Origin of the sequence: Terriglobus sp. YAF25, from assembly GCF_052113305.1 — a bacterium.
Lineage (GTDB): Bacteria > Acidobacteriota > Terriglobia > Terriglobales > Acidobacteriaceae > Terriglobus.
The window spans coordinates 1-6,788 of the sequence record NZ_JBFRCY010000322.1 but is presented as its reverse complement, the minus strand read 5'-3'; the positions used below and the strand labels follow the sequence as shown (position 1 = coordinate 6,788).

The window sequence follows — 6,788 nt, the reverse complement described above, 5'->3', positions numbered from 1 at the left end:
CCTGCAAGTAGACCAGATCGGATTCTTCGACCTGTTATAGGATACCATCCTTACGGCCTATGAGCTCTCGCGATCGCCCAAGTCGCTTGTAATGTGATGGAAGTTCGCCACCTGTGCGAAATAGCGCCGCCTGACAACGCGGATTTTGCGAGGCCTGACTTCCTGGAAGCGGACTTCCTGGAACCGGCCACTACCTCAAAGCATCGTATCCGCATGGAAAAGGTCAAGCTTGGCTCTCAGGGTGCTATCGTCTCTCGCCTCGGCCTCGGCTGCATGGGGATGAGTGAGTTCTACGGCGACCGCAACGATACGGAATCGGCCGCAACCCTGCTGCGATCTCTCGATCTCGGCATCACCTTCCTCGACACCGCGGACGTCTATGGCTTCGGCGACAACGAGGCTCTTGTCGGCAAGACCATCAAACCCCGCCGCGATGAGGTCTTTCTGGCGACCAAATTCGCAAATCTGCGCAAACGCGAAGATCCAGCCTACTGGGAGGTTTCAGGACGTCCTGAGTATGTGCACCAGGCGATCGATGCCTCGCTGCAGCGCCTCGGGCTCGACTATGTCGATCTCTACTATCAACACCGTGTCGATCCCAATGTGCCGATCGAAGAGACCGTCGGCGCTATGGCTGAACTGGTTGCGGCAGGCAAGGTAAAGTATCTCGGTCTTTCGGAAGCTGGTCCGGAGACGATTCGCCGTGCGCATAAGGTGCATCCCATCACCGCGCTACAAACGGAGTACTCGCTCTGGGAGCGCGATGTCGAAGATGAAATTCTGCCCACCGTGCGCGAGCTTGGGATTGGCTTTGATGCGGCAGTTCCAAAGGGCGCTGTTGCTGGCGCGCGCTATACCGCCGTGGGCATGAAAACCATCAACAGGTAAACGACATTCAATTTTGATGGGCGTGGCCTCGGCTGCGCCCATCACATTTAGAGCATTTCCCCTGTTGGTGTAGTGAGGGGCTTGTGCATCTATGGGCGTTTTCCTCAATGAAAACGCCGCGGCACGCTCCTCTCGGGATACCCAGCAACAGGAAAAATGCTCTAATGCGTCATCCCATAGATGACGTAATTCACGCCGAGCTTGATGCCCATCTCCGAATACTTCAGCGGATACCACGGCGAGTCGTAATACTCCCACGAGTCACCGATATCGGAGTTGAGGCTGAACGCCACCATCAGCCTGCCTTTGTCGTCGTAGATGCCCTTCCAGCGCGCCACGCGGCCGTCTTTCTTGTAGCCCGTGTTCAAGTGCTCTGCTCCCGGTACCTGGATGCGGTCATTCAGATCGAAGAGCACATGAAAGGCGGGATCGTTGTCAGGAATGTCAACGAGATCGCGTTCGGGGAAGACCATCTTCATGGTTTGGGTGAAGTATGCTTCTTCCTCTGATCCATGACAGTCGTCGGCCATGAAGAAGCCTCCGCGCAGCAGATAGTCGCGGAGCTTGGCGCCCTGTTTCTGGGTAAGTCCCCACTCGCCGACCTGCACGGCATACACCCAGGGATAGTCATAGACCTCATCGCCGCTTTCCAGGTTCACGGGCTGTTCAACGCTGCGGGCATCGACGCGGGTCAGGCGGCGGAGACTTGCGGCGAAGTCGCGGTCGGCTTTGGGGTAGTCCTGTGTCCAGAGGGAGAGACCTTCCTGCCATGGTCCATCGAAGCGGCCGCGATAGCCGTCGAGCGGACCACCGGGAAACATCAGCCGCGCAAAGGTCCACTCTCCCGGTTTTTGCCAATCGGAGGGAAGGGGAACACCCCGGCCATACTCCACTGAGGGATACTCGTGGAAGTTATGCTGAAAGCCGCGCTGGGCATACCCGACGCCGAGCAGCACAAGTGCGATTCCCGCGCGGGTTATACGCCGCAACTGCATTCCAGCTCCTGTTTGGCCAGAAGATAGCACACAGCCCCTTTACCCTGGACAGCATGCCCGATGTCTACTTGGACGCAGGCCATAGGGAAAGCGACATCTCCGAGTGATATGTCATCCTCAGAAGAGATCATGCCGCATCAAGCTCGACAGCGTTTCACGCAAGAGATTCTCTCTACAGGACATGACCTCGCAGCGTTTCTGCGCCTCCTGCCCGGCGGTCTGTTCGCAGAGGTCGATGGTAGGCTGCACCCGGTCACTGTGAGCAATGGGTATCCGCCGGTGTCGCATGATGGGCAGGACTGTTTTGGTGGCTTCTGCTTTCACATCACCCACTCAAAGACTGAGGCCGGCCAAACCGCTGCCGGGACCTTCACCTTCGCAGGATCGTTTCACGAGGCGGAGACGGCGTTACTTGCAGCCGGGTTTAGCAGAAGGCGCGGTACTCACACTGGGTGGCGGGAGTTTCGTACCCGTGGCTCCTGGCTCACCGGAGCGAATTCGGCGCACTTCCTGCTCGCTGAATCGGAGGACCTGAATGCAAGAGGCGAGACGCAGGGGGAGTTTCACTTCGGCGAGCATAATCCCTACTCACCACTCGGCTGGCTATTGCACTGGTTCTTCGAGGCCCATCGCTAGCGAACAATGCAGCCGCTTTCTATCGATTCTTCCCGGCGGGGTGCCCCGCCCTCGCAACGCTARGGTGGGTAAGGAAAGCCATCGACCTTGAAGTGCGGATCGGACTCCCATCGCTAGGACCCTGACACTCCTGCCTGTTTTCCGCCGCCGAAGATGTGCTTGAAAAAGTGTCCGATCCGCTGGAAAGCGTTTGGCTTCGGCGCCGGCTTTGCGGCAGTCTTCTGCGGTTGTGCTTGGGGCTGGGGATCAGGAGGAGGAGGGACGGGCTTCGGCGCATCGCCATTGACGGAGAGTGTCGTAGCGATCTGGGTATGTACCTCTCCAACCGGCACTGGAGCCGCCACGGGGCCAGGCGCCAGACCGGCGGACTGTGCCTCTGGAAAGGGATGTTCGGCGGCGGCTTGTGTCGGCGTCACCGGCTTCCCTTCGGCGACGATCTGAACCGGGACCGGTACAGGCTCCGGCTGGGGTGGCGGGCAGCCGCAGGCGGTGGTCTCCGTGTCGATCACCCGCGTCAGTGATCCGCCGACAAACAGCAGGTGTTGTCCGGGCTTGATGAAGTAGCCTTCCGGACCGAACGCGCTGGTGACGTGGAGCAGGGGAGCATCGGCCTTGCTGCGGTTATCCACGCAGGTGTCGCCGTTGGGAGTGACCCGCAGATGCAGATTGAGTTCGCCTGTTGCGCTGGCCTGGAAACGCAGGTCAGGGGTCATCAGCATGTCAGAAGCGGTTACCTGGAAGCTAGCCTCCAGAGCTCCGCGGTCCAGAGCGAGCAGCAGGGGAGGATCGGCGGAGTTCGCCTGGGAGAGATGGATCGACGACGTAGAACACACCCGCACCACGCCGCCACGGGTCAGCGTCAGCTCTGCGGTGCGATTGATCGCCGCGGTGATCGATCCCTGGTTGGCGATCGTTGCCTTCTGGTTTGAGACCGTGACCAGACCGCTGATGGATGCATTCTCGGTGGTGACGGTGCCGATTGGCTGTTGAGCCGGCGATACAGCAGCCAGCAACACGAAGGCAGCAATACCGATGCCTTGCCGGATCGGTCCCGCTCCGTGCTGTGCTGTATCTGCCATTTACATCTTCAGAAAGTTCGCGATCAGTTTTTTGCCGTCCGCCGTCAGGACAGACTCCGGATGAAACTGTACGCCCTCGATTGGTAGAGTTTTGTGACGCAGGCCCATCACCGTGCTTCCGGCTGGATCCTGGGTGCGCGCGGAGACTTCAAGCTCGGGCGGCAGCGACTCTTCGGTGACAATCAGCGAGTGGTAGCGGGTGCAGGTCATCGGCGTCTGAATCCCGTGGAAGACAGTCTTGCCGTCGTGTTCCACCTCACTGGTCTTGCCATGCATCAGGCGGGCGGCGCGGGTGACGGTGGCGCCAAAGGCTGCTCCGATCGACTGATGACCGAGGCAAACGCCGAGGATCGGCACCCCGGCACCCCGGGCAGGCCCGGCAAAGTGCCGGATCAGGTCGATGGAGACGCCTGCATCCTGCGGCGTGCAGGGACCAGGGGAGATGACGATATGCGAGGGCTTCAGCGCCTCGATCTCCTCCGGCGACAGCTCATCGTTGCGGCGGATGACCAGCTCAGCGCCCAGCTCGCCCATGTACTGCACCAGGTTGTAGGTAAAAGAGTCGTAGTTATCCAGAACGAAGACCATAGCTGAGAAATCCCTGTCTTTAGTGTATCGCTCGCAATTCCGCATCCAGCGGAGTTGCGATATGGTTGCCAGGAAGGAGTAAAAGAATCTGTGGGTTTGCGAACTTCCGGCGCGTTGTTGCTGCCGTTATGCGTCACCGTTGTCCTCGCACAGAAACCTGCTTCCACCGCCGCTCCGGGGCTGGCAGAACGCAGGCTTGCGGGCGTTGATATCCAGATGGGCCGTTATAGATTGCCTGCCGACCTGCACAAGAACGCCGTGATGATGGAAAACGACTCCAACGGCTCGGGTGGCGGAGACGAGTCGGTGGAGTGGGATACGCCCGCCTGCCATGTGCGTGTGCTTTCACGCTACGCCGACCCGAAAGGCCCGCGGACGACCTACTCGGCGACCGTCACCCGGCCCGAGGATCAGCCTGCGGTCAGTAAGCCCGAGCCAGGCAGTTGTGCGACATTCCGTGGTGTCGGTATGGGTGACCCTGCATCGAAGGCGCTCGCCGCCTACGGCTCTCGCGTTACCATCACTCCCGGAAAGCGGCCGCAGACAACGCTGCTGCACTGGGAGTGGCAGAACGGCACCGTCCTGGAGATCACACTGGATGCAAACGGCCTGATTATCGGCCTGGACCTGACGGGGAATGTCGAGTAGCTGTCAGTGGAATGAGTGCCAGCGCCGTGAAGGGAAGTTTTCTTTCAAACGTCGTAACCGATCAAAAGGTTGTCATCCTGAGCGAAGTGAAGGACCCGCTTTTCAATACTTCGGCAGGCAAACACCCTGCATGATGTATGGCGCGAACTCGAGACTCAGGACACTGCAGAGCTATAGAGCGGGCTTTCAGCCCTTAGTTTCTCAACGTACCCGTGACCTGGGGCTGCGCCCCAGGCTGGTATAGATCGCGCCTTCAGCGCTCGGAGCCCCCCGCCAGCTTCGCTGGCTTGGGGTAAAAGGTAGCGGAGAAATCCGCTTCTCTACTCGGGCGCCCCGGAGGTAAATGCTCACTCCCGTTTCTCTACCAGAACATAAAGCTGAACTTGTCTACGTAGCTCTTGACCGAGGTCTGCTTTTCATCGCCGTCCATCTGGTAGTTCACCGTAACTCCATACCAGTCGGCCGGCACCCAGAAGGGAGCAATCGTCTTATTCAGCACAACCGACTTTCCGTTCAGCGTGATGGTCTGATAGGTCAGTGTGTTGTCGTCGTTGCGCTTTCCGCTGATGGGAGTAGGGCAGGGTGCCGCCAAGGTTGAACTGCGCCGCAGATCCAGTCAGCGACGGCGAAGCAATATTGCGGTTGTAGGAGTACGTGACGCCATCGCAGGCTCCGGGCTCAATATGGTCGACGCAGTTGTCGTAATAAGGAGTCTTCTGCCCTGACATATTCCATGCAGGACTTGCCTGCAGGTTGGTGAAGGTGTTCGAGGGCCCTACAGTCACGAGATCGATAGGCGTCTTGGCGGAGCCGCCACAGTTATCCCGGGACAGCACCACGGTCTGGTGTGCGCCGGGCGAGAGCGCGGCCTGATAGTTGAGGGTATTGCCCTGTTCGGTCTCGATTAGCTGGCCATCCACGTACAACTCCATGGCAGCAATACCTGAGGCGCAGGTTGTCGTAGCTGAGGCTACAAAGGCGGGTACGGTGCTCGACTTACCTGCGTTCGGAGAGTTGACCCAGACCTCAGTCTTCGCCGTGACAGTGATGGGAACTGACAGCTTCGACGAGCTGCCGCAGAGATCCGACGCCTCGACCGCCGTGTCGTGAGAGCCAGGAGTGAGCGACAGAGTCGTATTGAGGGACCCGCCCTGAACGACATAGACGAGCTTGTTATCCACGTAAACGCCCATCGAGGCGATGCCCTTGCTGCATGCATTGGCCGTGGCCGTAGCGACATAGGTTACGTTCTGGCCAGTTGTCTGACCGATGAAGGGTTGCGAGAGCAGGATGGTGGGAGTGCTGCTTCCGGAGGAGCTTCCGCTCCCTGATCCTGTGCTGCCACTACCTGAGGAAGAGCTGCCGGTATCTGAACCAGAGCTGCTGCCAGAGCCTGAAGAGCTACCTGAACCTGTACTTCCACTGCCTGAGGACGAGCCGCTGGTACCTGCACCAGTGCCGCTGCTGGAGCCTGTGGAACTCCCCGAACCTGTGCTACTGCTACCCGAGGAAGAGCTGCCGGTTCCGTTCGATGTACCAGAAGACGACCCGGAGGCCGTCGCGCTGGACGAAGCAGCTCCGGAGAGCAGGCTCAGCGAACCGCCACTGCCGCATCCGGTCAGGAGCACTGTCGTGAACACAGCAAGGGTTATTCCGCTGGTGCGGATGCCAGGACGCGAGGGGAGAAGCATGGTTGCTGTCAGTACTGTAGCGGGATAGGACAGAAACGCCTGAAGAAACAGGCATGAGAATCCTCTTAACTTCCCGATTCAGAACTCAGAGAGGGGGATTTAGGTTCGCCCATACTCTGGGTGCCCCATCCATCGCAAAGCGATGGGTGGGATATTCGAGCGAAGCTCGAACCGTTTTTTTCTCTGTCATTTCGTTGCGATCCAAGGAAGCGGAGAAATCTTCTTCTCGACCTGTACTTCTTACGGTTGCCCAAGGTAAGAAA

General features: G+C 59.2%; 8 protein-coding genes. 3 read left to right on the top strand and 5 right to left on the bottom strand.

Features of this window, described 5'->3' with window-relative positions; translation table 11 throughout:
• Positions 1-213: 213 nt before the first annotated feature.
• The gene (locus AB4043_RS14445) at positions 214-888 is read left to right on the top strand and encodes an aldo/keto reductase (protein ID WP_442307353.1); all 675 of its coding nucleotides are present in this window, start codon (positions 214-216) and stop codon (positions 886-888) included.
• 161 nt (positions 889-1,049) lie between these two features.
• On the opposite strand, the gene AB4043_RS14440 is transcribed toward AB4043_RS14445, so the two are convergent.
• Positions 1,050-1,883 carry a DUF4159 domain-containing protein gene (locus AB4043_RS14440; protein WP_442300298.1) on the bottom strand — a complete coding sequence of 278 codons (834 nt, stop codon included), beginning with the start codon at positions 1,881-1,883 and terminating at the stop codon, positions 1,050-1,052.
• A 129-nt stretch (positions 1,884-2,012) separates the two neighbouring features.
• On the opposite strand from AB4043_RS14440, the gene AB4043_RS14435 reads away from it, so the two are divergent.
• Positions 2,013-2,519: a hypothetical protein gene (locus tag AB4043_RS14435; protein ID WP_442300297.1), complete on the top strand. Its 507-nt coding sequence runs from the start codon at positions 2,013-2,015 to the stop codon at positions 2,517-2,519.
• 113 nt (positions 2,520-2,632) lie between these two features.
• On the opposite strand, the gene AB4043_RS14430 is transcribed toward AB4043_RS14435, so the two are convergent.
• Entirely contained in the window at positions 2,633-3,598 is a 966-nt protein-coding gene (locus tag AB4043_RS14430; RefSeq protein WP_442300296.1) for a nuclease, read from the bottom strand.
• Positions 3,599-4,186 (bottom strand): anthranilate synthase component II, encoded by a 588-nt coding sequence (locus AB4043_RS14425; RefSeq protein ID WP_442300295.1) that lies wholly within the window; start codon positions 4,184-4,186, stop codon positions 3,599-3,601.
• A 90-nt stretch (positions 4,187-4,276) separates the two neighbouring features.
• Here AB4043_RS14425 and AB4043_RS14420 point away from each other — a divergent pair, with 90 nt between their 5' ends.
• Positions 4,277-4,834, top strand: coding sequence for a hypothetical protein (locus AB4043_RS14420; RefSeq protein ID WP_442300294.1), 558 nt, complete (start codon positions 4,277-4,279; stop codon positions 4,832-4,834).
• A 361-nt stretch (positions 4,835-5,195) separates the two neighbouring features.
• Here AB4043_RS14420 and AB4043_RS14415 read toward each other — a convergent pair whose 3' ends face one another.
• Positions 5,196-5,333, bottom strand: a complete 138-nt coding sequence (locus AB4043_RS14415) for a hypothetical protein (RefSeq protein WP_442307352.1) — start codon at positions 5,331-5,333, stop codon at positions 5,196-5,198.
• The gene (locus tag AB4043_RS14410; RefSeq protein WP_442307351.1) at positions 5,323-6,525 is read right to left on the bottom strand and encodes a hypothetical protein; all 1,203 of its coding nucleotides are present in this window, start codon (positions 6,523-6,525) and stop codon (positions 5,323-5,325) included. Before AB4043_RS14410 ends, AB4043_RS14415 begins: the two co-directional genes overlap by 11 nt.
• Positions 6,526-6,788 lie beyond the last annotated feature (263 nt).